This is a genomic window from Allobosea sp. 2RAB26 (assembly GCF_052115465.1).
Classification (GTDB): domain Bacteria; phylum Pseudomonadota; class Alphaproteobacteria; order Rhizobiales; family Beijerinckiaceae; genus Allobosea.
The window spans coordinates 151177-174532 of record NZ_JBFRGS010000005.1 but is presented as its reverse complement, the minus strand read 5'-3'; the positions used below and the strand labels follow the sequence as shown (position 1 = coordinate 174532).

At 65.0% G+C, this 23356-nt stretch carries 20 protein-coding genes; 5 read left to right on the top strand and 15 right to left on the bottom strand.

Going from position 1 to position 23356, the window contains the following annotated elements:
• The first annotated feature begins 4 nt into the window (after window positions 1-4).
• The 4 genes from AB4118_RS11225 to AB4118_RS11210 all read left to right on the top strand — a co-directional run bounded on the left by AB4118_RS11225 (window position 5) and on the right by AB4118_RS11210 (window position 4839).
• Window positions 5-1654, top strand: a complete 1650-nt coding sequence (locus AB4118_RS11225) for a thiamine pyrophosphate-binding protein (RefSeq protein ID WP_441489791.1) — start codon at window positions 5-7, stop codon at window positions 1652-1654.
• Window positions 1654-2859, top strand: a complete 1206-nt coding sequence (locus tag AB4118_RS11220) for an OpgC family protein (RefSeq protein ID WP_441489790.1) — start codon at window positions 1654-1656, stop codon at window positions 2857-2859. The genes AB4118_RS11225 and AB4118_RS11220 overlap by 1 nt, the downstream gene beginning before the upstream one ends.
• Window positions 2860-2929: 70 nt before the next feature.
• On the top strand, window positions 2930-4315 hold the full coding sequence (locus tag AB4118_RS11215) for a tetratricopeptide repeat protein (RefSeq protein WP_441489789.1): 1386 nt from the start codon (window positions 2930-2932) through the stop codon (window positions 4313-4315).
• A 23-nt stretch (window positions 4316-4338) separates the two neighbouring features.
• Window positions 4339-4839 (top strand): hypothetical protein, encoded by a 501-nt coding sequence (locus AB4118_RS11210; RefSeq protein WP_441489788.1) that lies wholly within the window; start codon window positions 4339-4341, stop codon window positions 4837-4839.
• A gap of 46 nt (window positions 4840-4885) precedes the next feature.
• Here the strand turns inward: AB4118_RS11210 and AB4118_RS11205 are convergent, their stop codons facing one another.
• The 11 genes from AB4118_RS11205 to AB4118_RS11155 form a co-directional block, all read right to left on the bottom strand.
• Window positions 4886-5839 (bottom strand): BadF/BadG/BcrA/BcrD ATPase family protein, encoded by a 954-nt coding sequence (locus AB4118_RS11205; RefSeq protein ID WP_441489787.1) that lies wholly within the window; start codon window positions 5837-5839, stop codon window positions 4886-4888.
• Window positions 5826-6518 (bottom strand): N-acetylmannosamine-6-phosphate 2-epimerase, encoded by a 693-nt coding sequence (locus AB4118_RS11200; protein ID WP_441489786.1) that lies wholly within the window; start codon window positions 6516-6518, stop codon window positions 5826-5828. The genes AB4118_RS11205 and AB4118_RS11200 overlap by 14 nt, the downstream gene beginning before the upstream one ends.
• Window positions 6515-7372 (bottom strand): carbohydrate ABC transporter permease, encoded by an 858-nt coding sequence (locus AB4118_RS11195; protein WP_441489785.1) that lies wholly within the window; start codon window positions 7370-7372, stop codon window positions 6515-6517. The genes AB4118_RS11200 and AB4118_RS11195 overlap by 4 nt, the downstream gene beginning before the upstream one ends.
• Window positions 7369-8301 (bottom strand): carbohydrate ABC transporter permease, encoded by a 933-nt coding sequence (locus AB4118_RS11190; protein WP_441489784.1) that lies wholly within the window; start codon window positions 8299-8301, stop codon window positions 7369-7371. Before AB4118_RS11190 ends, AB4118_RS11195 begins: the two co-directional genes overlap by 4 nt.
• Window positions 8302-8413: 112 nt before the next feature.
• A complete protein-coding gene (locus AB4118_RS11185) occupies window positions 8414-9655 on the bottom strand; it encodes an extracellular solute-binding protein (RefSeq protein ID WP_441489783.1) in 1242 nt (413 codons plus the stop codon).
• 61 nt (window positions 9656-9716) lie between these two features.
• A complete protein-coding gene (locus tag AB4118_RS11180; RefSeq protein WP_441489782.1) occupies window positions 9717-10664 on the bottom strand; it encodes a hypothetical protein in 948 nt (315 codons plus the stop codon).
• A gap of 145 nt (window positions 10665-10809) precedes the next feature.
• On the bottom strand, window positions 10810-12438 hold the full coding sequence (locus AB4118_RS11175; RefSeq protein ID WP_441489781.1) for an ABC transporter ATP-binding protein: 1629 nt from the start codon (window positions 12436-12438) through the stop codon (window positions 10810-10812).
• Window positions 12435-13265, bottom strand: a complete 831-nt coding sequence (locus AB4118_RS11170; RefSeq protein ID WP_441489780.1) for an ABC transporter permease — start codon at window positions 13263-13265, stop codon at window positions 12435-12437. The genes AB4118_RS11175 and AB4118_RS11170 overlap by 4 nt, the downstream gene beginning before the upstream one ends.
• A gap of 3 nt (window positions 13266-13268) precedes the next feature.
• A complete protein-coding gene (locus tag AB4118_RS11165; RefSeq protein ID WP_441489779.1) occupies window positions 13269-14246 on the bottom strand; it encodes an ABC transporter permease in 978 nt (325 codons plus the stop codon).
• A gap of 40 nt (window positions 14247-14286) precedes the next feature.
• Complete coding sequence (locus AB4118_RS11160) at window positions 14287-15891, bottom strand: ABC transporter substrate-binding protein (protein WP_441489778.1); 1605 nt, start codon at window positions 15889-15891, stop codon at window positions 14287-14289.
• Window positions 15892-15986: 95 nt separating this feature from the next.
• A complete protein-coding gene (locus AB4118_RS11155; protein WP_441489777.1) occupies window positions 15987-16835 on the bottom strand; it encodes a VOC family protein in 849 nt (282 codons plus the stop codon).
• Window positions 16836-17159: 324 nt separating this feature from the next.
• Between AB4118_RS11155 and AB4118_RS11150 the strand changes: the two genes are divergently transcribed.
• The gene (locus AB4118_RS11150; protein ID WP_441489776.1) at window positions 17160-18488 is read left to right on the top strand and encodes an NAD(P)/FAD-dependent oxidoreductase; all 1329 of its coding nucleotides are present in this window, start codon (window positions 17160-17162) and stop codon (window positions 18486-18488) included.
• A gap of 142 nt (window positions 18489-18630) precedes the next feature.
• On the opposite strand, the gene AB4118_RS11145 is transcribed toward AB4118_RS11150, so the two are convergent.
• The 4 genes from AB4118_RS11145 to AB4118_RS11130 form a co-directional block, all read right to left on the bottom strand.
• Window positions 18631-20061 carry an amidohydrolase gene (locus AB4118_RS11145; protein ID WP_441489775.1) on the bottom strand — a complete coding sequence of 477 codons (1431 nt, stop codon included), beginning with the start codon at window positions 20059-20061 and terminating at the stop codon, window positions 18631-18633.
• Between the two features lie 232 nt (window positions 20062-20293).
• Window positions 20294-21073: an ABC transporter ATP-binding protein gene (locus AB4118_RS11140; RefSeq protein WP_441489774.1), complete on the bottom strand. Its 780-nt coding sequence runs from the start codon at window positions 21071-21073 to the stop codon at window positions 20294-20296.
• Window positions 21067-22152, bottom strand: coding sequence for a FecCD family ABC transporter permease (locus AB4118_RS11135; RefSeq protein WP_113515844.1), 1086 nt, complete (start codon window positions 22150-22152; stop codon window positions 21067-21069). Before AB4118_RS11135 ends, AB4118_RS11140 begins: the two co-directional genes overlap by 7 nt.
• Window positions 22149-23291, bottom strand: coding sequence for an ABC transporter substrate-binding protein (locus AB4118_RS11130; protein ID WP_441489773.1), 1143 nt, complete (start codon window positions 23289-23291; stop codon window positions 22149-22151). Before AB4118_RS11130 ends, AB4118_RS11135 begins: the two co-directional genes overlap by 4 nt.
• Window positions 23292-23356: the final 65 nt, after the last annotated feature.

The window sequence follows — 23356 nt, the reverse complement described above, 5'->3', positions numbered from 1 at the left end:
CACCATGCGCCAGGATACAAGCCTAACCGAGATGACGCCGAAAGCGGCAGAAGCAGCATGCGTCCGAGGCGCCGATCTGATGGCGCAGCAGCTGGCTGCCGCGGGCGCGACACATGCCTTTGGCATTCCCGGCGGCGAGGTCCTGGCGCTGGTCGATGCGCTTGAACGTGCCGGCATCCGCTTCCTCCTCGCCAAGCACGAGAATGCGGCGGGTTTCATGGCCGAAGGGCTGTGGCATGCGACAGGCGCCTTGCCGGTTCTGGTCGCGACACTCGGGCCCGGCGTCGCCAATGCGGTCAATGTCGTTGCCAATGCCCGGCAGGATCGCGTCCCTCTGATCTTCATCACCGGCTGCGTCGATCAGGCCCTGGCTGAAAGCTACACGCATCAGATCTTCGACCATCAGGCCGTGCTGCGGCCGCTGGTGAAGGCAAGTTTTCGCGCCGCGCAGGGCACCGAGGATCTGGTGGTGCAGAAGGCTCTCGCCATTGCCGGGAGTGGCCGGCCCGGCCCGGTCCATATCGATCTGCCGATCGCGGTCGCCGAGGCGAAGACTGTCCAGCGCGCGGTCCAGATCGTGAAGCCTCCCGACAACAGCGCCCCCACCGATCTCAGTTTCGCACGCGAGATGATCGCGACTGCGAAGCGGCCGCTGGTCATTGCCGGGCTCGACCTGGTGAATGAGGGCTCCGCCGCCGCACTCGACCTATTCCTCACCCGGACCGGTGCCCCGCTGCTCACCACCTACAAGGCCAAGGGCCTGGTGCCGGAAAGCGATCCGCGCGTGATCGGCGGAGTCGGATTGTCGCCGAGGGCCGATGCGCTGGTACGGCCGCTGCTGGACGAGGCCGACCTCGTCGTGCTCGCCGGCTACGACCCGATCGAGATGCGCCAGGGCTGGCGCAATCCCTGGCCGACGGGCAAACGCGTAATCGACATCGTCGCCGAGGATGTCCACCACGGCATGCATAGCGCGACGCTGCTTCTCGAAGGTCATGTCGGCACCATCCTGTCGCGGCTCGGCGAAGAAGCAATGGTGGACGGCACCTGGCCGGACGGGCGCCCCGCCGCCATTCGCGCGGCGCTCAGCGAGGCCTTCGCTCCGCCATCGGACTGGGGTCCCCATGCCGTCATCGACATCCTGCGCGAGGTCGCGCCGGTGAAAACCATCGTCACGGCCGATTCCGGAGCGCACCGGATTCTGCTCAGCCAGATGTGGAGGAGCGACGGGCCGCGCCGCCTGCTGCAGTCGACCGGGCTCTGCACGATGGGTTGCGCACTCCCACTGGCGACTGGCGCGGCGCTCGGCACGGGGCAGCCCACACTCTGCTTCGTCGGCGATGCCGGCCTCGAAATGGTCCTGGGCGAGCTCGCGACCCTGCGCGATCTGGCGCTGCCGGTTGTCCTCGTCGTATTTGTCGATGAGAGCCTTGGCCTGATCGCACTGAAGCAGCGCCAGCTTGGCCTAGCCCGCGCAGCAGTCGATTTTGGCGGCACCGATTTCGCGGCGATTGCCGGCGCGATGGGCGGCCACGGCAGCACGATCTCAAACCCGGACAGCCTCAGGCGCGAGGCACGCGCCGCATTCCAACGCAGTGGTTTCACGGTGCTCGCCTGCAGGATCGATGCAGGCAGCTACGAAGGAGCCTTCTGATGCGCACGCTTCAACAGAAGGCAGGCAAGCGCCCGCGCGATGAACGGCTCGACTTCTTCCGCGGCCTGACGATGCTGATCATCTTCGTCGCGCATTGGCCGCAGAACAGCTGGAACGCCTTCATCCCTGCTCGCTTCGGCTTCTCGTCAGGCGCCGAACTCTTCGTCTTTTGTTCCGGCATTGCCAGCGCACTCGCCTTCGGCAGCGTCTTTGTTCGCCGCGGCCTGTGGCTTGGAACCGCGCGCATCATGCTGCGCATCTGGCAGGTCTATTGGGCGCAACTCGGACTCGTTCTGGCGCTGATCGCGCTCGCCGCGCTGCTCGATCACAGTTTCGGCCTTGGCATGCTCGCGTCCCAGTTCGCGCCGCTCCTGAGCTCCCCGGACACCGCACTGCTCGGCCTCGCGACGCTGACCTGGCAGCCGGATTATCTCGATATCCTGCCGATGTATCTGGTGATCCTGGCCCTGGTTCCGGTGGCCATGGCGCTGCACCGGATCAATGCTGGGTTGCCCTTCCTGATGGTGGCGCTGCTCTATGGGCTTGCCTGGGCTGTCGACCTCAATCTCCCCGGAAATCCCTGGAACGGCGCCGGCTGGTTCCTGAACCCCTTCGCCTGGCAGCTCATCTTCTTCATCGGGTTCTTCATCGGTATGAAATGGTTGCCGGTACCGCGGCTTGGCGAGCACAGGCTGATGCTTGCTGCCGGCGTCTTCCTGCTCCTTTCCGTACCGTTCTCCTTCTGGGGTTTCCTGGAGCACTGGCCGGCGGCGCAGGCGCTACGCGACCTGATCCTGCCCGCCAGCGAGAAGAGCAATCTGCACATCCTGCGCGTGCTGCATTTCCTGGCATTGGCCTATCTCGTTCTCAGCCTGGTCGAGCCCTGGCGCCGGAATCTGGATCAGGGCGTTGGCCACTTGCTCATCTTGATCGGACGGCAATCGCTCGCCGCATTTCTTGCCAGCGTCGTGCTGGCACGGCTCGCCACCACCGCAGCCGATATGCTGGGCCGGACCGAGTTGAGCATGGCGCTGCTCAATCTCGTCGGCTTTGCAGCGATCCTCGGCGTCGCGGTCGTGGTCGGCTGGTTCAAGAGCGCACCCTGGGCTGGTCATGCCGCGCCAGCGAAGGCTGAACCGCAACGCATGGATGAGACGGAAGCGCCCAAGCACGGCCTGTCAACACGGGTCCGTGAAGCGAGTTGATCGCCGCTTGATCGGCCGCCAGCGAACTCCCCGAGAGACGCCCCTTCAAGGGCTCGAACGGAGTAGCCTCATGTATCACGATCTCTCAGGCGAGCGCGTCACTGTCGCGAACGACGCTGCACGCCTCGCCTGGAACGACACGCTCGAAGCCGTGCTGGCCCATGCTGCCGCGACACCTGAGCATCTCGCCCGCGTGCTGGCAGCGGATCCGGATTTCGCACTGGTTCATGCGGCCAAAGGCCTGATGCTGCTTTCGCTTGCCAGGTCAGAATTGCTCGGAGCGGCGCGCGACTGCCTCGTCAAGGCCAAGGCGGCCATCGCGTTGCGTCCCGTCACACAGCGTGAGCGCATGCTGGTCGAGGCATTGGCGTTCTGGCTGGCCGATGCACCGCGACTGGCCGCCGGGCGCCTGGAAGCGATTCTGGAGGCCCACCCCCTCGACGTGCTGGCGCTAAAACTCTCTCACGGCCTGCGCTTCATGCTCGGTGATCAGGACGAGATGCTGGCCTGCCTGCGCCGCACCGCGCCGGCTTTCGGCGAAAGCCATCCGCTTGCCGGATATGTCCATGGCTGCCACGCTTTCGCGCTCGAAGAACAGGGTTTCTATGCCGAGGCCGAGCGAGCGGGCCGCCGCGCCGTCGTCCTTGCGCCACGCGATGCCTGGGGCCGCCACGCCGTCGCGCATGTGCTGGAAATGACCGGCCGCGCCGACGAGGGGATCACCTGGCTCGGGAATGCCCGGAACTGGTCCCATGCCAATAACCTGCGCTTCCACATCGTCTGGCACCTCGCCCTGTTCCGGCTCGAGCACGGAGAGACCGCGGAGGTGCTGCGCCTCTATGACAACGATATCCGGGGCGAGCCCACCGACGATTATCGCGACATAGCCAATGGCGCCTCGCTGCTTGCCCGGCTCGAATATGCCGGCGTCGATGTCGGGACGCGCTGGGAGGAACTGGCCGCACTCGCCGAGGGCCGGATCGATGATGGCCGCCTGGTCTTTGCCGACCTGCACTATGCTCTCTCATTGCTCGGCGCCGGGCACTCAAGCGGCGCGGAGGCGATCGCCCGCACGCTCGTTGGGGATAGCCGGGCGCATCGCAGCAGCGAGCGCAGGCAGGCGGCCCATCATGGTGCGCTCGCGGCCTTCGGCCTGCTCGCCTTCCATGAAGGCGACTACAGCGAGGCGGCGAGGCTGCTGGGCGCCGCGCGCGACGGACTGGTCGCGATCGGTGGCAGCCACGCTCAACGCGACCTCTTCGAGCAGGCCTATATCGAAAGCCTGATCCGCTCGGGCAACCATGAGCGCGCGGCCCCGCTACTTAGCGAACGCATCACGAAACGCAGCGGCTCCAACCTCTTCGCCGCGCGCCGGCTGGCGTTGCTGCGCAACCGGCCGGCCGCACGCACCGCCGCGCTGGCCGTCGCGGCGACACCGCTCGCGCTCGCCCACTGAACGCCACCACAGGAATAGCAGCCATGATCACCACCACCCTGCCCTGGACCACCGCCCTTCCATCAGCGCGCACCATCGCGAACCTGGCCCTTGGCGGCTTTGCCGGGCTTGGCTTCTGGGAACTGTTCTCGGCCGTCCCGACCGCGTGGTTCGCGGAATTCCCCCTGGAGCCGCCCGAGTTGGTAAAGTCGCTATTTTCCCACCAGCTCGGCCTGACGCTTTCGACGCCGGTCGCGAAGCTGCTGCATTTCCTCACAGGCTTCCTGTTCTACCCGCTCGGCTATTACGCGCTGACGCGTTTCGTGAAGAGTTTCGGCATGCCCGCCGATGGTTGGATCTGGGGGGTGATCACCTACTTCATCGCGCTCGGCTTCTTCGCGCCCCTGGCCGGTCAGGCCTTCCTTCTCACCGACGTGCCGCGCCTCTCCCTCATGAGCCTGATTGGCCACGCGATCTATGGCTACCTTGCGGCCTTCGTCTTCGAGCAGCTCGAAGCGTCTTCTGCGCCGGTTCGTTCCCGCTGAGGATCTGACCGGGGCTCTTGTCGATGACCGGGCACATAGCGCGGTTTCAGCGCCCTGTGCCCGGCTCTCCCTCACCAGGATTCGCAGCAAGCTCAACGGCCAGTCGCGCCGCGACTGCCGGCACATCGGGGCTGGCATCGGCCAAAAGCACGGGTGGCGCAACGGAGGCTGCGAAGCTTTCGGCAATGGCTGGCGAGAGCGTGATCGCACGGCCGGCCAGGGCCACCGGCTTGAGGCCGACACGCCCACGCAGTGCCAGAGCGAGGCGGGCGAGTTCCCATCCTGCCCCCGCAAAAATCCGTCTCGCTTCGGGATCCCCGGCCTCATCGGCAGCGCTTACGGCACGGGCCAAAAGCCCCAGGCTGCCGCGGTCGCCGCCATAGATATAGACGCGGGCCGCTTCCCAGGAGCTGCCGCCAACAGCTGCGGAGAGCGCCCGGCCAATCACTGTGCTCCAGCCGGAACCCGGCGCTTCATCTTCTCGCCGCAGGACGAACCGCAACGCCTCGGTCGCGATCCAGGTCGCCGCCCCGCCATCGTCGACCAGCACGCCATAGCCGCCGGCTCGGATGATCTCGCCGCCTGCCGCGAGGTGGTAGCCGATGGAGCCGGTACCGGCATAGACGACGATGCCCTCGCCGGGCGCAAAGCGGGCGCGATAACCGAGCCACATGTCGTCCACGACGAGCACGGATGTCTCGGCGCATTGGAAGGCACCCGCGAGCATCCGTGCAAAGAGGGCCGTCGTCGGCGAAGCCGATCCAATGCCCGTGACGCCGGCCACGATGGCGCTGGGCCGGCCATGGCCTGCGAGTTCCGACGCGAGCCCCGCAAAGATGCCTCGCACGCGCTCATGGTCCGCCTCGCTGAAGACATGGCCCGTCATCGGTGCCACGTCGCCTCGTGCCATGACCTCGCCAGCTGCGGAGACGAGACACCAGCGCGACGCCGTCCCGCCCGTCTCGATGCCCAGGCCCAGCGGGTGCTCAAGCCCGGGCATGCGCGACGAAACGGCGGGTGATCTCGCGGGGATTGGTGATGGCCGTGCCAACGACCACGGCGTGCGCACCGGCTGCGAAGGCCGCATCAAGCTGCTCCGGCCGCTCGAAACGCCCCTCCGCCACGATCGGCGTCGATATGGCGCCAGCGAGGGCAGCGATCAGCGCGATATCCGGCCCCGCCGCCTTCAACGCAGCGGTCTCATCGGTGTAGCCGGACAAGGTCGTGGCAATGTAGTCGGCGCCAAGCCTGGCCGCACGGACACCGTCCTCGAACGTCGCGCAATCCGCGAAGACGGGCTTGCCCAGTTCACCGCGGATGCGCGCGATCAGAACCCCGAGTGGTTCGCCATCGCGGGGCCTGGCGGTTGCATCGAGCGCAATGATGTCGGCGCCCGCGGCAGCAATCAGCGCAGCCGCGGCGAAATCGGGCGTGATATAGACCGGAAAGTGATCGTCCCAGCGTTTGAGGATGCCGATGATCGGCAGCGTGCTGACCGCGCGGATCGCAGCGATATCGGCAGGCCCATTGGCACGCAGGGCGAGCGCCCCGCCCTGCTCCGCCGCCTGGGCCATCGCCGCCATGAACACCGGCCCATGCAACGGGTTGGCCGCCCGCGCCTGGCAGGACACGGCGAGGCTGCCGGGCGGTATCAGGTTCTGATTGTCTAGAAGTGTCACTTTACCGCCCCTGCGGTCATGCCCCGGATGAACTGGCGCGACATCACGATGTAGATGATGGTCAGTGGCAGGGCTGCGATGGTGAGGCCGGCAAAGAGCATGCCCCAGTCGGTGGTATATTCGCCCATGAACACCGAAAGGCCCTGAGGCAGGGTCTTGCGCGCATCGGTCTGGATGAAGACGAGCGGGAAGAAGAAATCGTTCCAGGTCGGCACGGCATTCTGAATCGCGGAGATGACCATCGGCGGCACGGATAGCGGTAGCATGATGGACAGCATGATCCGCGGTTCGGACGCCCCGTCGATGCGCGCGGCCTCCTCGAGTTCTGTCGGCAGCGTCCGCAGGAACCCGGTCATGATGAAGATCGTCGAAGGCAGGCCCATCGCCGTATAGATCAGGATGAGGCCGAAACGGGTGTCGAGCAGGCCGAAATCGCGCATCTGGAGGAAGAGCGGGATCACCGCGAGTTTCAAGGGCAGCATCAGGCCGGCCAGGAAGAACATGAAGACGGCCGAATTGCCCGGGAACTCGTAACGCGCGAGCGCATAGGCCCCCATCGTGCCGAGCAGCAGGATAAGCGCGATGGACGAGCCGGTGATGATCACCGAGTTGATGAAATAGCCCGGCAGGCTTGTCTCGCCCCAGATCCGGGTGAAGTTCGCGACATAGGTGAAATCAGGAACGGAAAACGGTGCGTCGAAGATCTCCCCGGTCGTCTTGAAGGCCGAGAAGACCATGATGACGATCGGGTAGAGCATCAGAACGGAGTTGCCGACGAGCAGCGCGGCGGCGATCAGACTGCCGGGGCTGCTGCGCGGAAACAATGGGTCCGGGCTTTGGGCCTTTGCCGTCACAGCGCGATCTCCCGGCGGCGCAGATACTGCGTAATGAGCGTGGCGACGACCGCGATGAACATGAACATCAAGACGGCAAGCGCATTGCCGTGCCCGAAATCCTGAAGGCCTCCGCTCTGGTTGCCGAAGGCAGTGCGGTAGAAATAGAGCCCCAGCACGTCCGTCGAGCCGTAGGGCGAGCCGTCCAGCCCCGCCATGATGTAGGGCAGCTCGAACCAGTTGAAGGCGCCGATGAAGAGCAGCGTCAATGTGATGGTCGTGGAGGGCGCCACCAGTGGCCAGACGACACGGGTCAGCATCTGCCAGCTGCTGCAGCCGTCGAGCTTGGCCGCTTCCAGGATTTCGCGGGGGATGCGCTGCATTCCAGCCAAATAGACCAGGGCGGGAAACCCGACCCAGTGCCAGGCATTGGCCATGACCAGCGCGGGCAGCGCCGTCGTCTCCTGACCGAGCCAGGGCTGGCGCAGCACGCCGAGGCCGATCATGTCGAGAAGCTGATTGATGAGGCCGAAATTGGGGTCGAGGAAGAGCTTCCACAGGAACCCGACCAGGACGGTGGACAGGATCACCGGCATGAAGATCGCGATCCGGTGAAAGCGAAAGCCGAACGGCTCCCGATAGATGAACCAGGCAAGCAGAAATCCGGCGGTGTTCTGCACCACGAAAAGCGCGAAGAAGACGAAGAGATTGTGCCGGAAGGCGCGCCAGGTCAGCGCCGCGAAATGATCACCGAACAGGACATCGCTGAAATTCTGCAGGCCGACGAATTCTCCCTGGGCCATCCCCTCCCAGCGATAGAAGGCAGAGCTGAGCGCCACCAGCAGCGGCCAGACGACGAAGGTCAGCATCATCGCCATCGGCGGCACGATGAGAAATGCGATCCAGGCCGCGCGCTTGCGCCTTTCGCGGCGTCGGTAATCCGTCTTCATGAGACCTGGCCTGTTGAAGCAGCACTCAGGGGGAGAGCCCGGCGCGCGCCTGTCCAAGCGCATGGTCGGGTTCTGCCGGCCATGCGCATCATGGGAGCTTCAGCCCCGGAGCTTACTTCTTGAAGGGTGCGTAATAGGTCCCGATGCCCTTCGTGACCTCGGCACCGACCTCGGCCGGAGTCGCCTTGCCCGCCAGCATCTTCTGCACGCCGGACTGCAGCAGCACCGAGCCCGTCGGCTCCTGATAGCGGAAATTGACCAGCATGATGTAGGACATGGCCCGCTCGTTGAGCGCCGCGACCTCCTTCAACAACGGATTCTCGAACTTCACGCCCTTGATCGGCGAGATGTTCTGCAGATCGTTCGAGAAGGCCGTGCCGAACTCAGGCGTACCGAGGAAGCGCAGGAACTTGAGCGCTGCGTCCTTCTTCTTCGACGCGGCGTTGATCGCGTAGCCGCCATCGTAATAGAGCGCGACAAGCCGCTCATCCCCGGCCTTGGCAACCGGCGAGGCAAACATCCCCAGTTTCAGCTTCGGGTTCTGGCGCAGGAAGTTGGCGAGCTCGAAGGAGCCACCGGCAAACATGGCTGCGCGCCCGGCCGCGAAGAACTGCTGCGATGCGGCATAATCCACGCCCGAGAAATTCGGGGCGAAGTACTCCTTCAGCTCGTTCAGCTTGGCGAGAGCGCCAACGAAGCGCGGATCGGTGAAGTCGGCCTTGCCGGCGAGCACGTCCTGCTCGAACTGCTTGCCGATCTGGGAGGAGAGCAAGGCGCCGACGATGGTCTCGTTCTGCCAGGAGGTGGCGGTGCCGTTACCGAAGGGGGTGATGCCCTTCTCCTTCAGCGTCTTCGAAACGGCGACGAGCTCGTCCCATGTCGCAGGCGGCGTGACGCCGGCCTTCTCGAACAGATCCTTGTTGTAGATGATCAGCATCGTCTGCGAGGCGAAGGGCACCGCATAGAGCTTGCCATCGGACCGCATGGTCTCTGCCGCCACCGCCGACGCGGGGAAATTGTCGAATTCCGGCACCATCGTCTTGTCGAGCGGCACGAGATAGTCCGGCTTGCCGACGCCAAGCGTGCCGTAGGCGCGCACCTGCACGATGTCCGGCCCGGTGCCGCCAGCAAGTGCGGTCGACAGGACTGTGGGATAGTTCGCGGCCTCGAAAGCCTCGAACTTCACATTGATGTCCGGATGTTTCTTGCGGAACGCCTCGATGAATTTGGCGTAGGCTGCCTTATCTTCCTGGCGCCAGCTCCAGAGGGTGAGATCTTCCGCCTGCACCGGAGCCGCAAGGACTGTCGCGGCGGCGAAAGCCGTCAGGGCGAGCTTGCCAAGCGCGCGTCTCAAGATGGATCTGGTCAGAATCCCGGCCAACATGTTTGCTCTCCCTCGTTGAACGTAACGTTTGTTATTGTTGGATGAATTCGACGGCCGGCAAGTTCGGCGTCACGACGAGCGCGGTCGCGTCATCGTGGATCTTGACGCGGTTGAACCGTTCCGTGCGAGGATCTCCGTTCTCGAGCCGGCGCAGTTCGGCAACGAGTGCAGTTGCACCGTCGCGCACCACAGCCTGCATGAGACCAGCCTCGTCGTAGCGTTTCAAGACATCGACAAGGCGCATGAACCCGTCGGAAGCGAGCAGGACCGTCGCCGTCGGGGACACGGTCGCGGAGAAGGAACGCAAGCCCGCTTGCCACGGAAGCCCGGGATGAACAGCCCAATAGCCATCCGGCTGGTTCAGGAAACGGCGATTCTCGTGAATCTGCGCCAGAGCAGGCGCCGAAATCGGCTCGCCGTCATGCCGCAGGCCGGTTCCGGCCGCTGCGATTGTCCGGGCCTCGAACGGGCCCGCGGAAGCGTCCGTCCAGCGCTCCATATGTTCGCCATCAAGAATAATGATCGACACATCGCCGATCACCACCCCCTCGATACGACAGGATTGCCCCATGGCTGAAAGGCGCAAGAGGCCGAGGACGGCCGAAGGCCCCTCTCCTCCGATACGCTCAGGCTGACCGTCACCCAGCGCGGCGTAATCCCGAGCGGCAGCCACCTCGAGAGTTGCCGCGATCTCGGAAAGCGGGGCTTCATCGCGCGCCGTGGAACGCAGGATCTCATCGACCCGCTGCGCGAGCCACGCCCCTTCCGATTGCTGCTCCGTTCTGGAAGCGCCTGAGAAGAAGGCGGACCCGTCGATGATCCATGCATGCGAGCCGGAAGATCCCGCCATGTCCTCGTTGAAGGGCGCACTGCCCTTGACGCTGACCTGCGACAGGATGCGCCAGCCGGCCGATTCCTTCGGAACAGCAGAGACAGCGGGACGTTCTGCGGACCCTGAAAGAGACCCTTCGCCTTTCACTGTTCCGCGTGCTCCCGCTTCGCGCGCTCAGCGCGATCAACACCCTCTGGTACGATACCAATATAGAACCAGTTAACGCTGTTCAAGCCGGAAAATGCTCGCCCCTGCGCCGCCGGGCGAAGGGTTACGACGCGTGTCTGAGGGGTCAGCCCTCCTGCCGCTCGGCCACCCGCTCCAGCCCGAACTCGCGTCCGGGAATCGAGGCGAGCAGCGCTTGGGTATAGGGGTGTTGCGGATTGCCGAAGACAGCGCCGATCGGCCCGGCCTCCACCACCTCCCCGCTCTTCATGACAGCGACAAGATCGCAGACCTGAGCCGCCACGCGCAGATCATGGGTGATGAAGACGATCGACAGGCCAAGACGCTGGCGCAGTTCCGCCAACAGCTTCAGCACCTGCGCCTGGACCGATACGTCGAGCGCGGAGACAGGCTCGTCCGCCACCAGCACATCCGGCTCCAGAGCCAATGCGCGGGCAAGTCCGATCCGCTGGCGCTGGCCGCCCGAGAACTCATGCGGGTAGCGTTCGGTCGCGGCGGGATCGAGACCGACCAGCCCAAAGAGTTCCTTGGCGCGCGCCAATGCCTGCGCACGCGGCATGCCGTGAACGACGAGGCCTTGCGCGACCGCTTCCCCCGCCTTGCGGCGCGGGTTGAGCGAGGCGAATGGATCCTGGAACACCATCTGGATATGGCGCGTCTCCGCCCGCATCTGCTCGCGGGTCAGACAGGCGAGGTCGCGGCCGTTCAGGCGGATCTCGCCGCTCTCGGGATCGATCAGGCGCACGAGGCAGCGCGCCAATGTCGACTTGCCGGAACCGGACTCGCCGACGATGCCGAGCGTGCCGCCCTTCGGCAGCACCAGCGAAACATCCTTGACCGCGTGGGTGATGCGCTGACCGCGACCGAAGAAGCCACCGGTGCGATACGTCTTCGAGACGTGCTCTACGGTCAGGATCGGATCGCTCGACAGCGGACGCGGAGGCGGAGCCTTCAGTGGCGGCACCGCGGCGATCAGCTGCTTCGTGTACGCGTGCCGGGGATTGTCCAGCACCGCACTGGCCGTGCCCTCTTCGACGACGCGGCCCTGGCTCATCACCGCGACGCGGTCGGCGATTTCGGCAACGACACCGAAATCATGGGTGATGAACAGAACGGCCGTGCCCTTGCGCCGCTGCAGGTCGCGAATGAGTTCGAGGATCTGCGCCTGGGTGGTGACGTCGAGCGCAGTCGTCGGCTCATCGGCGATCAGCACCCTGGGATCGAGTGCGAGCGCCATGGCGATCATGGCGCGCTGGCGCTGACCGCCCGAGAGTTCATGCGGATAAGCCTTGAGCGCCGAAGCCGGATCGGGAATCCGCACTTCATCGAGCAGGGCGAGGACCCGCGTCCTGATCTCGCCAGCCGGCAGATCCGTATGGATCTCGAACATCTCGCCAATCTGGTCGCCAATGCTGCGCAAGGGATTCAGCGCGGTCATCGGCTCCTGGAAGATCATCGCGATACCGGCGCCGCGCACCTTGCGCATCTCAGCCTCGCTCACATCGGCAAGGTTGCGGCCCTCGAAGAGGATGCGCCCGCCGTCGATCGCGACCCCGCCCGGCAGCAGCCGCATGATGGCATTGGCCGTCATCGACTTGCCGGAGCCGGATTCGCCGACGACGCAGAGGATCTCATTGGCCGCCAGGGAGAGCGACACATTCGCCATGGCGTGCGACCGGTCGGCGCCGGCCGGCAGCTTCACGCTGACATCGTCGAGAACAAGAATCGGGGTCATCGGCTCTTCAGCCTCGGATTGAGCGCGTCATTGAGCCCCTGCCCGACCAGCGAGACGGCGAGCACGGTGACGAGAATGGCAATGCCGGGAATGGCCGAGACATACCACTGCACGCGCAGCACATCGCGCCCTGCGCCGATCAGGTTGCCCCAGGAGGCAACGTTCGGATCGGAGAGCTTCAGGAAGGCGAGCGCGCTCTCGAGCAGGATCGCGACCGCCATCACGACGCTGGCATAGACGATCACCGGCGGTAATGCGTTGGGCAGGATCTCGCCAAAAATCAGCTTGATGTCCTTCAGCCCGAGCGTGCGTCCCGCCTGCACGAACTCGCGGTTGCGCAGCGAGAGGAACTCGGCCCGCGTCAGTCGCGCCGAAGCCGGCCATGAGACGATGCCGATGGCGACCGTCACCGTGGTGATGGTCGAGCCGAACACCGCGACGAGCACGAGCAGCAGCAGGAAGTTCGGCAAGGTCTGGAAGGCCTCGGTCACGCGCATCAGTACGGTGTCGACCCAGCTGCCGTAATAGCCGGCGAAGGCGCCGATCGTGATGCCGATCATGACCGAGATAAAGGTCGCGACCAGACCGATCAGCAGCGAAATGCGTGCGCCATGAAAGATCTGCGCGGCGATGTCGCGGCCGGAATTGTCGGTCCCGAGCAGGAAGCGCGGGTTGCTCAAAGGCCAGATCAGCGGCCGCCCGGCAAGCGCCAGCGGATCGCGCGGATAGAGCCAGTCGGCCGTCCCCGCCATGGCCAGAACGAGGATGAGCAGCAGCAGGCCGATGACGGCCGAGGGACTGCGGAAATAGAGCTTTGCGAACTCCATGGCTTAGGCTCCCGCCGTGATGCGCGGATCGAGCCGGGCATAGAGCAGGTCGACGATGAAATTGACCGCGATCACCAGCAGCGCCGAGACGAAGATGATGCCGAGCAAGGTGTTGAGATCGCGCTGCACGACCGATTCATAGGCCAACCGCCCCAGCCCCGGCAGCGAGAACACGCTCTCGACCACCACAGAACCGCCCAGCATCGTGCCAGCCTGCAGGCCGATCAGCGTCACCATCGGCAGCAGCGCATTACGTAGGACGTGCCGCACCACCACCCGCGTCTCATCCATGCCCTTGGCCCGCGCCGTGCGGACGAAATCGAGATTGAGCACCTCGAGCATCGAGCCGCGCATGATGCGCAGATAGATCGCCATGTAGAACAGGCCGAGCGTCAGGGTCGGCAGGATGAGGTGCTTGGCGATGTCGAGCGTCCGGGCCAACCCCGTAAGGCTGACTGTGATATCCTCGAAACCACCCGCTGGCAGCCATTGCAGGTAGATCGAGAACACGACGATCGCCATCAGCCCGAACCAGAAGGTCGGCATGGCGTAGAAGATCAGCCCCAGTGTCGAGATCAGGGTATCGGGCCATCTGTTGACGCCGCGCGCCGCGATCACACCGAAGATCAGCCCGAAGAAAAAGGCAAAGGACAGCGAGGCGCTCATCAGCAGGATCGTCGCCGGCAGCCGCTCCGCAATCACGGTCACGACCGGCTTGCCGTAGATCGCCGAGAAGCCAAGATCGAGCCTGACCAGTCGCCAGAGATAATTGCCGAGCTGGGCCCAGACCGAGAGATCGAGCCCGTAGAACTCGCGCAGATGGCGGGCGGTGGCGGCATCGCCTCCGCCCATTTGCGCCATCATCGCATCGACCGTATCGCCCGGCGCGAATTTCAGCAGCAGAAACACCCCGATCAGGATCAGGATCAGGGTCGGGATCGAGGCGGCAAGACGCCGCCCCGCAAGAGCTAATACGCGCATAGGAACTGGCCGGTTTCGACTGCGGAGGCTGGTGGACGTGTCACTCCGCCAACCAAAGATCGTGCCAGGAACTCGAGCCCCAGCGCGGCGTGTTGGAGTGATTGCGGGCCTTGGCGTTGATCACCGTCAGGAAGATCTGCTCGATCGGCGTCCAGATCGGCAGCTCTGTGTTGGCGCGCCGTACGAAGTCGCCATAGAGCGCCTTGCGCTTCGTCGGATCCACCTCGGTCGCCGCGTCGTCGATGATCTTGTCGATCGTCGGATCGGTCCAGTCCCATTGATTGGTCCATGGCGCACCCTTGGGCTGTCCAGAGCGATACCACACCGTCGTCGAGACCGCAGGATCATTGCGGTACTGATGCCAGCCCGTAGCCAGGTCGAAGGCGTGGTCGTCATAGACCTGCTTCAGGTAGCCGCCACCATCGTTGCGCACGATCTCGACCTTGATGCCGACATTGGCGAGCGACTGCTGGATGAAGGTGGCAAAGAGCGTGATGTCCTCACCCCATGGAGCCGGCAGCAGGCGCACCGAGAAGCGCGTCCCGCCGGCGCCGGCCTTGAACCCGGCTTCGTCGAGCAGCTTCGTGGCGAGTGCCTTGTCGAAGGGATATTGCGGGCCGTTATCGGCCGGATAGAAATCGGTCGAGACGGAGGGGACCGGACCTGTGCCGAGCTTGGCGAAATCGCCGAGGAAATTCTCGATGAAGAACGGGATGTCGAGCGCATGCGCGATCGCGCGCCTGACCCGGATATCCGCGAGTTCCTTGCGGCGGAAATTGAACTCGATCGTGTTGGTGCGGGCGTTGCCCTCGTTGCCCTTGGTCGAAACGATGAAGCGCGGATCCTTGCCGAGACGGGCGGAATCCGAGATCGTCAGGCCCGAGAACGGGCTGTAGTGGATCTGTCCGGCTTCCATCTGGGCGGCGGCGGCAGCGCGATCGGTGACCACGCGCCAGACGATCCGGTCGAGATAGGGGGCGTTGGCGCGCCAGTAGTTCGGGTTGCGGTCGGCGATGATGTGCTGGCCCCGCTCGTACTGCGCGAACTTGAACGGCCCCGTGCCCACCGGTGCCAGATTGACCGGGTTCTGGCGGATGTCGCCTTTGCCTTCGTAGAGATGGCGCGGCGAGATGTAGCCGAGATCGGGCAGTGCGCGCAGCAACAGGTTGAGCGGCATCGGGCGCTCGTAGCGGAACACTGCCGTCAGCGGGTCGGGCGTATCGACGGCGGTGAGGAAGAGCTGCAGCGTGGTGCCGTAGTTGAGGATCTTCTTCCACATCTCCATCGCGGTGAACTGCACGTCGGCGGAGGTGAAGGGCTTGCCGTCATGCCAGGTCACGCCCGGCCGCAGCTTGAACGTGATCGTCTTGCCGTCGGGTGCAGCCTCCCAGCTCTCGGCGAGCACGCCGACCGGCTGGCCGCTGGCATCGAGATCCACCAACTGCTCCTGGATCTTGCCGCCGATGATGTAGACGCCGGTCGAGGCCTGCAGGCTCGGGTTCAGCTGGCGCTGCTCGGCACCGTAATGGACGGTGAAGACTCCGCCCTTGCGCGGTGTTTCCTGGGCGAAGGAGCGCATCGGGAACAGCACATTGGAAGCGATGGCGGCGCTTGTCAGCAGCGCGGCGCGGCGGGTCATGTCCATGGAGACCTCCTGGGTCCGGTGTTCGATAAGGGCAGAGCCGGAATTCACGATGATCCGGCCATCAGGCTGTTCTCAAAGGGGAGCGAAGGCTCGCGTCACGGTACGAAGCTGACGATCACGCCATTGGCGGAGTCGGCCGGTACGCTGACGGCACCACCATGGCGCACCGCGAGCGGGCCGAGCGCCTTGGCAGCGCCTTCGAGATCGGCACTCGCCAGAACGATCGCGGTTGCGCCGGCGGGAGCCGCACCGATCCGCACCGCATCAGGATAGCGCCGCGCAAAACCGGCCGCATCATAGAACAGGAAATCGGCGCGCTTGCCGCCCGACGGCACCAGCCAGCCGTCATCCTGCGGACGCGCAGGCTCGTCGATCAAACGGCTGAGATGCCCGGCGGCCGCCTTCGGATCTGCAGCGAGGACCTCGACCCGAACGATGCGGCTCGCGCCGTTCGCATGTTTCTGGAGCTCAGGAATCCAGACCGTCTCGCGCGTCAGATGCTGGCAGGCAAAGATGCGCAGTCCGCCGGGACTCTCGGTCAGAGGCCAGCGGAAGACATTGAACTTCGCTTCGCCCGTCCCGCCATTCGGCAGATCCACCGGGCGGCCGAAATGCACGGGACCCAGGGCTTCGAGGCCACGGCTCTTGAGCTCGGCCGCGCCGGCAGCGGCATCATCCGTGGTGAAGGCAGCGCGCTCCAGCCCTTCCCGGTTCTTCAGATAGTCGCGGGTCGGCTTGTTCTGATCCGTCTCGGTCAGCACGCCGAGCAGCTCGAGATAGTCGTCTCCGAACATGATCGTATAGTTGCCGGTGCCAAGGATCGGCGAATGGGTGCCGCGCGGCGAGACCGTGAAACCGAGGCGCTCCCATTGCCGGGCAGAAGCATCGAGATCGCGGACGGTCACGACGACATGATCGAGACCGAGAATGTGCTTGAGCGACATGACGCCCCCTTTGACCAAGAACCCAACGGAAGCAGAGTTCATCCGAACCAACAGAGGGGCGCAACCACTTCGAGGTGACGTTTCCAGCAGCCCCCGCTGCGCGGCACACATAGCGTCCGGAGAATAGTATTTTCAACAACCCGAGCGAGAAAGCCTAAATTTGGTAGATTTCATTCGTCTTTGGCGAGAAAAATAGAAAACTGTTCTCCGCCAGGCAAATCGCTGGAACCAACCTACTTGCGAGCGGGCGGTCATGGCGGCAAGTATGCGCAAGCTCCTGCCAAACGGGTTTTGACCGGCCCGCCTTGCGAAAGATCGCCGCCGATGACTGCTCCGCCCTCCGTCGCCTGGCCTCCCTCTCTCTGGGCCGCCACCGCCCAGCCTGGGCCTGTGCTCAGCGCGCTCCAAGGGGATGTCCAGACCGATGTCGTGGTGATTGGTGCCGGCTTTACCGGCCTCTCGACCGCGATCCATCTCCGCGAGAGCGGCGTCGACGTCACGATCGTGGAGGCAGCCGAGCCCGGCTGGGGCGCCTCGGGGCGCAACAACGGCCAGGTCATCCCGACGCTTGCCGGCCACGATCCCTCCGCGATGGTGAAACGCCATGGCGAAGCCGGCGAACGCTTCAACGCGGTGCTGCGCGACAGCGCTCAGTATCTGTTCGACCTCGTGCGGAAATACGATATCCCGGCAGAGGCTGAACAAGCTGGCTGGATCCAGCCCGTCCATTCGCCTGGTCGCTTCAAGCTCGCCGAGAAGCGCGTGCGCGAATGGTCGGCAATCGGGGCACCGGTCGAACTGCTCGATCGCGCCGCTGCGGCGGAGATGCTCGGGTCGGATGCCTGGTTCGGCGGCTTCTGGAATCGCACGGGCGGTCATATCAATCCGCTCGCGCTGACACGTGGACTGGCCGAGGTCGCGCTGAAGCTTGGCACAACCATCTATGCGCGGTCTCCCGCCACCTCGATGAGCCATGCCAATGGCCGCTGGACGGTGAAGACCGCGCGCGGCTCGGTCACCGCTCGCGCGCTCGTGCTGGCGACCAATGCCTATACCGGCGAGTTCGAGCGCGATCTCGCCCCCGAGATCGCCAGCGAGGTCATCCCTGTTCTGTCCTGGCAGATGGCGACAAAGCCGGTCAGCGACAATATCGCCAAGACCGTCATACCGGGCCGCCAGGCGATGTCGGACACGCATCGCGAGCTCTATTTCGCCCGCTGGGACGCCCGCAACCGCCTTGTCACCGGGGGAGCGGCCGTGCTGCCGGGCGATGGCGGGGTCAATCTGCGGCCGCAGATCGCGGCACGGCTGAAAACACTCTGGCCGCAGCTCGGCGATGTCGAGTTCGACTATGTCTGGTCGGGCTATGTCGGGATGACCCCCGACAATCTGCTCCAGCCGCAGGTGCCGGGCTATCCGCGCATCCACCGTCTCGGGCCGGACGGCTTTGCCTGGGTCGGCTGCAATGGCCGGGCCGTTGCGCTGTCCATCTCGCTTGGTCGCGAGCTTGCCAGGGCGACGCAAGGCACGGCGATCGAGACGCTCGGCCTGCCCTTGTCCGAGCCAAAATCCCAGCCGTTCCGCGCGGTCGTGCGCCGGATCGCGCCGCTGGCGCTACCGCTCTATCGGCGGCTGGACGCGGCCGAGATCTAAGCACTCCTCGCACGAGGCTGGTGCGTGCGGCAGCACCCGCACCGATCGATCCGGAGCGCCGGCGCCATTTCGAACATCATCGCCCGGACGATGGCTCCGGGCGATCCTTGCTGAGCCAAAACGGCTCGTGGCCGATGCCCGCTCAATGAGCCGCCATGTCGAGCGGCGGTTCGATATCGTCGGTAATCGGGTTCTGGAACGGGTTCTCGGCGCGGAACGCAGCGAAATCAGCCTTGGCCGCCTTGAGCAGCGCCGGCTGGGACAGGACATCGACCGCGACGCCGGCCATGGCCTTGGCCGCAAGCGAGAGCCCCTTATGCGCCGCCGGCGCGAGGCCCTGGGCGACCAGCTGCCAGGAATGTCCGGGCGTGCCCACGGCATAGCAGGCGACGCGGCATTGCACGGTTGGAACGACCCAGCTCACAGTTCCAACATCGGTGGACCCCACGGAGAGGGCGGCGACATAGTCCAGCGGATAGATGTCGTCGCTGAGCGATTCCCCCTCCCGCACCGACAGACCGAAGCGGCCATAGGAGGCGCGGATATCCTCCTTCGAGAAGGTCTTCTGGAACTCTGCGGCGAAGGCGCGGTCAGCGGCATCGAAACCCGGCCCGCCGAGCCGGATGAGATTGGCGTGCATCGCCTCCTCGAGCGGACGGTTGCCCACGAGGTTGGCATCGCCCGACAATTGCTGCGCAACGACGGAAGTCTCCGTCATCAGAGCGGCGCCATCGGCGATCGCCTTGACCCGCCGCACCAGGTCCCACATCTCGCTGAGCGTCCGGGCGCGGATCAAATGACGCACGGTCGCCTGCGCCTGCACGACATTCGGCGCGATGCCGCCGGCATCGATGATCGCGTAATGGACACGCGCATCGCTCGGCATGTGCTCGCGCATGTAGTTGACGCCGATATTCATCAATTCGACCGCATCGAGCGCACTGCGACCGAGATGCGGCGAGGCAGCTGCATGGGATGCACGGCCCCGGAAGGTAAACTCGACCTCGACACAGGCAAGTGAGATCGCCTTGCTGACGCCGGTGAATGAGGAGGGGTGCCAGCAGATGGCGACATCGACATCGTCAAACAGCCCGGAGCGCACCATGAAGCCCTTGGACGAGCCGCCCTCCTCGGCTGGGCAACCATAATAGCGCACGCGCCCCTTGATGCCCTTCGCAGCCAGCCAGTCCTTGACGGCAGTCGCGGCAAGCAAAGAGGCCGAACCGAGCATGTTGTGGCCGCAGCCATGGCCATTTCCCCCCAACATGATCGGGCGTTGCTCGGCGACGCCGGCCTCCTGGCTCAGTCCGGGCAGCGCGTCATATTCGCCTAGGATCGCAATGACCGGACCGTCCTCGCCCGACTCGCCGATCAGTGCCGTCGGAATACCGGCGACGCCCTTCTCGACACGGAAGCCCTCCTTCTCGAGCATCGCGGCGTGTTCGGCGGCCGAACGCTCCTCCTGATAATTCAGTTCGGGCACGGCCCAGACGCGGTCGCTAAGCTCGAAGAAAGCCGGACTCTTGGCATCCGCCAACCGCCAGATCTCGGCGGTGTTCTGCTGATCGGTCATATCCTGCTCCTGGCTCTTTCCTGCCCATGCCGTCGCGCGGCCGATCGTCCGGATCGGTCTCGGCGCGAACCTGCGTCTCGCTGTTGCGACCAAACGCCCAGCGCGACAAGCCGGCAAGAAGCATGAGCACGATCGGGTCATGCAGCCAGCGCAGGATCCCGCACGGGCAGGAACGCGCCCGGGCCGCCGGGCGTCAGAAGAGGACGACGTTGCCCGTCTGGACGGCCGATCCTTATGCGGCGTGGCGCGTGGAGCCCTCGACGACAACATAGGGCTCGCCGCTAGACAGGCCTTCGACGCGCGCCCTGACGCCATAGACCTCGTCCAGCAGCGACGGCGTCACGATCTCGCGCGGCGCGCCGATCGCGACCAGGCGCGTCTTGGCCAGGACAAGGACCCTGTCGGCGACGCGCAACGCCTGATTAAGATCGTGGATCGAGATCAGGACGCACATGCCGCGGTCCCGCGCCAGTCGACGCACGAGCGACAGCACTTCGAACTGGCGATGCAGGTCGAGCGCGCTCGTCGGCTCGTCGAGCAGGAGGATGTCCGGTTCGCGCGCCAGCGTCTGGGCGATCGAAACCAACTGGCGCTGACCGCCGCTGAGTTCCCCAAGCCCCCTGAAGGCGAGATCCTCGATCTCGAGATCGCGCAGCACGCAATCGATCCGCTTGAGCTCGTCATCGCTGACCGACCATGTCCCGCCCTGCTTGAAGGCGAGCAGGATCGATTCGTAAACCGTGAGCACTGCGTTCACCGCCGTATCCTGCGGCAGGTAGCAGGACAACGGCGCGCGGCGCCCGGGCACGGAGCTCTCGCCGGAAATGCTGACCTCGCCCGCCCCTGGCGCAAGGCCGGCAATCCGTCGGAAGAGGCTCGACTTGCCGGCCGCGTTCGGGCCGATCACGGCAACGACCTCCCCGCCGCTGAGCAGCGGTGTGGTCACTTCGCTCAGAACGACCTTGCGGCCGTAACGGACGCCGACGTCGCGAAGCTGCAGGCCAACTACCATGACCGCTTCCGATTGGTCAGGATCAAGCTGAAGAAGAACGGCACCCCGATGAGCGCCGTTACGATGCTGATCGGGAAGATGAGGCCCGGTATCAGCGACTTGCTGACGACCGAGGAGGCCGAGAGGATGGCGGCACCGGCGAGCGCAGATGCCGGCAGGAAGAAGCGCTGATCCTCGCCGATCACCATGCGCGCGATATGCGGGCCGACGAGGCCGATGAAGCCGATCGTGCCGACGAAGGACACGGGCACAGCCGCCAGCAGGCTGACCAGCAGCATGATCTCCAGCCGCAGCCGCCTGACATCGATGCCGAAGCTTGCCGCCTTCTCGTCACCGAGACGCAGCGTGGTAAGGGCCCAGGCGCGGCGCATGAAGAAGGGCACGCACAGGACAACCACGGCACTGGTGATCGCAAGCTTGTTCCAGCTTGCCTTCGTCAGGCTCCCCATCATCCAGAAGACCACAGCGCCGAGCGCCTGCTCCGAGGCGAAGAACTGCAGCAATGCGAGGAGGGCATTGAAGGTGAAGACCAGGGCGATGCCGAGCAGGATCACCGTCTCGGTCGTCACGCCGCGGGACTGGCTGAGCACATGGATTAGCATGGCCGCCCCCATCGCCGCGATGAAGGCGTTCAACGGCACGATATAATCGACGGCGAACGGCAGGATGGCGACGCCGAACACGAGCGCGAGCGCCGCGCCAAAACTGGCTGCAGCCGATATCCCAAGGGTAAACGGGCTGGCGAGCGGGTTATTCAGGATCGTCTGCATCTGGGCGCCCGCCATGGCCAGCGAGGCGCCCGTCACAACCGCCATCAACGCCACCGGCAGGCGGATGTCCCAGATCACGACGCGCACGGCAACCGGGACGCTGTCCGGCATCACGAGCGCACGCACGACATCGGACGCCGCATAGCGGGCCGGGCCGATCATCAGGTCGGCAATGAAGCTCAGCAGCAGCAGCAGAAAGAGCCCGGCGAGGATCATGCGCCGGCGCGCATTCAGGGCGCGATAGCTCGCCCGCCCCCCGCCCTCGCGCACCGCCTCGGCAGCGGCGCCAGATATTCCGATCTCGCTCATCCCTTGGCCTCGACGGTCACCCAGTAGCCGGGCTGGTAAGGCAAGGGCAGAAAGCGCTCATGCAGGGCCTTCAGTGTGGCGTCAGCATCGACATCCCTGAACAGGTCGGGATGCAGCCATTTCGCGATCTCCTGGATCGCGACGAACTGGTAGGGGCTGTTGTAGAACTGGTGCCAGATGCCATGGACGCGGCCATTCCTGACGGCGGCCGTCTGCGCGAAGGCGGGGCGGCGCGACAGCGCAGCGAGCTTGCGGCGCGCCTCGATCAGGTCGACGCCGGGGCCAAGGCCGACCCAGGCCCCACCCGGGACATAGGCCTCCCAATTGCCGCCGGTGACGATGACGACATCAGGATTGGCGGCGACGACGGCCTCGGCATTAACCGTACCGAAGGTCCCGGGGATCAGGTCGCCCGCAAAATTCTTGCCCCCGGCGATCTCGACCATCTTGCCGAAATTCTCGTTGCCGAACGACATGCAGCAATCGTCGGAATAGCCCCCGGCGCGCTCGATCATCACGACCGGCCGCTTCAATGCCGTAGCCTTGGCAAGACGGTCCGTCACCAGCGAGATCTGCTCGGCCCGGAACGTGATGAAGTCCTCCGCAAGCGCCTCCTTGCCGAAGAGCTTGCCGATCAGCCGCATGGACGGTTCGGTGTTCTGGAAGGGCTTCTCGCGGAAATCGACATAGACGACGGGAATGCCGACGGAGGCGAGTTTCTCGACCAGCTTGGCCTCGTCGCTGGCGATCTTCGCCTCGACATTCAGGAAGAGAACGTCCGGCTTCAGCGCTATCGCCTGCTCGACGTCGAATGCGCCCTCCTTCATGCCACCGAAATTCGGCAGTTTGGCAATCGCGGGATAGCGGGCGAGATAGGCCTTGTAGCTGTCGGGGTCGGCTTTCGGCAGATCGTCCCGCCAGCCGACGACACGCTTGAACGGATCGTCCCTGTCGAGCGCGGCGACGAAGTACATCTGCCGCCCTTCGCCCAGGATCACGCGTTCGACTGGCGCGTTGACCTCGACCGCCCGGCCGAGAACATCCGTGACCCTGACCTTCTCCGCGAAAGCAGGCAACGTCGACGCGATGAGGCCAATGGTCAGAGTGGCTGCTTGAATAACCCTGTGAAGCAATGCCATCACGCCACCACCTAAACCTCGTCTGAGCTGGGCGGCTCGTATGAAATGACACAAGGTCGGTCAAG

Excerpts from the sequence above, each read along its gene's own strand:
- AB4118_RS11225 (WP_441489791.1), top strand. The coding sequence starts at position 5 with ATGCGCCAGGATACAAGCCTAACCGAGATGACGCCGAAAGCGGCAGAA.
- AB4118_RS11220 (WP_441489790.1), top strand. The coding sequence starts at position 1,654 with ATGCGCACGCTTCAACAGAAGGCAGGCAAGCGCCCGCGCGATGAACGG.
- AB4118_RS11215 (WP_441489789.1), top strand. The coding sequence starts at position 2,930 with ATGTATCACGATCTCTCAGGCGAGCGCGTCACTGTCGCGAACGACGCT.
- AB4118_RS11210 (WP_441489788.1), top strand. The coding sequence starts at position 4,339 with ATGATCACCACCACCCTGCCCTGGACCACCGCCCTTCCATCAGCGCGC.
- AB4118_RS11205 (WP_441489787.1), bottom strand. The coding sequence starts at position 5,839 with ATGCCCGGGCTTGAGCACCCGCTGGGCCTGGGCATCGAGACGGGCGGG.
- AB4118_RS11190 (WP_441489784.1), bottom strand. The coding sequence starts at position 8,301 with ATGAAGACGGATTACCGACGCCGCGAAAGGCGCAAGCGCGCGGCCTGG.
- AB4118_RS11175 (WP_441489781.1), bottom strand. The coding sequence starts at position 12,438 with ATGACCCCGATTCTTGTTCTCGACGATGTCAGCGTGAAGCTGCCGGCC.
- AB4118_RS11170 (WP_441489780.1), bottom strand. The coding sequence starts at position 13,265 with ATGGAGTTCGCAAAGCTCTATTTCCGCAGTCCCTCGGCCGTCATCGGC.
- AB4118_RS11165 (WP_441489779.1), bottom strand. The coding sequence starts at position 14,246 with ATGCGCGTATTAGCTCTTGCGGGGCGGCGTCTTGCCGCCTCGATCCCG.
- AB4118_RS11160 (WP_441489778.1), bottom strand. The coding sequence starts at position 15,891 with ATGGACATGACCCGCCGCGCCGCGCTGCTGACAAGCGCCGCCATCGCT.
- AB4118_RS11155 (WP_441489777.1), bottom strand. The coding sequence starts at position 16,835 with ATGTCGCTCAAGCACATTCTCGGTCTCGATCATGTCGTCGTGACCGTC.
- AB4118_RS11150 (WP_441489776.1), top strand. The coding sequence starts at position 17,160 with ATGACTGCTCCGCCCTCCGTCGCCTGGCCTCCCTCTCTCTGGGCCGCC.
- AB4118_RS11145 (WP_441489775.1), bottom strand. The coding sequence starts at position 20,061 with ATGACCGATCAGCAGAACACCGCCGAGATCTGGCGGTTGGCGGATGCC.
- AB4118_RS11140 (WP_441489774.1), bottom strand. The coding sequence starts at position 21,073 with ATGGTAGTTGGCCTGCAGCTTCGCGACGTCGGCGTCCGTTACGGCCGC.
- AB4118_RS11135 (WP_113515844.1), bottom strand. The coding sequence starts at position 22,152 with ATGAGCGAGATCGGAATATCTGGCGCCGCTGCCGAGGCGGTGCGCGAG.
- AB4118_RS11130 (WP_441489773.1), bottom strand. The coding sequence starts at position 23,291 with ATGGCATTGCTTCACAGGGTTATTCAAGCAGCCACTCTGACCATTGGC.